The sequence below is a fragment of the Methylobacterium indicum genome (genome assembly GCF_001043895.1).
Classification (GTDB): Bacteria; Pseudomonadota; Alphaproteobacteria; order Rhizobiales; family Beijerinckiaceae; genus Methylobacterium; species Methylobacterium indicum.
Genome location: NZ_JTHF01000478.1, coordinates 1 through 726 on the forward strand (window position 1 = coordinate 1; position 726 = coordinate 726).

Annotated in this window: 1 protein-coding gene; it reads left to right on the forward strand. The window is 75.2% G+C overall.

The features are described from left to right. Positions 1–51: 51 nt before the first annotated feature. On the forward strand, positions 52–726 hold a 675-nt coding region (locus QR78_RS31600; RefSeq protein ID WP_048431604.1), incomplete at its 3' end, for a secretin N-terminal domain-containing protein.

Genomic DNA, 726 nt, shown 5'->3' on the forward strand with positions numbered 1-726 from the left:
AACTCCCCTAACGTCCGGCCCAGCGACGGATGGGCACGAGGACGGCGGGGAATGACGAGAGGTGCGCCTGTCCTCGCCCTGGCGCTCGCCTGCGTCTGGCCGGTCGCGGCCGGTGCCGCCGAGCCGATCGGGCATGCCGGGTCGCGGGATCCGGGCGCCCTCGTGCTGCGCGGCAACGACCGGCTGATCGGTGGCGAGGTTGCCGCCGAGGCGCCGGTGCCGGGCGGGCCGGTGAGCCTCAACCTCGTCGAGGTGCCGCTGCCGGTCGCCGCCAAGGCGGTGTTCGCCGACACCCTCGGCTGGGGCTACAGCCTCGACGAGCGCGCCTCCGGCACCATCACCCTCCAGACCGGCGGGCCGGTGAGCCGCGAGGCCCTGCTGCGGATGTTCGAGGCCGCCCTGTCGAGCCGCGGCCTGTCGCTGCGCCGCCACGGCCGCAGCGTCCAGATCGTGCCGGCGGGCGCCGGGCCGGAGCTCCGGCCGGTCCAGGGACTGGGGGCCGAGTCGGGCGCGGTCGCGGTGCCGTTGCGTTGGATCTCGGCCGCCGAGATGCAGGCGATCCTCTCCTCGGTCGCTCCGCGCGAGGTGGTGCTGCGGGCCGACCGGGCGCGCAACCTCCTGATCCTCTCCGGCGACGCCGCCCAGATCCGGGTGCTGCGCCAGACCATCGCGGTCGACATGCCGCGCATCCAGTCGACGTCGAACACCGCGATGGTCTGGCGCAGC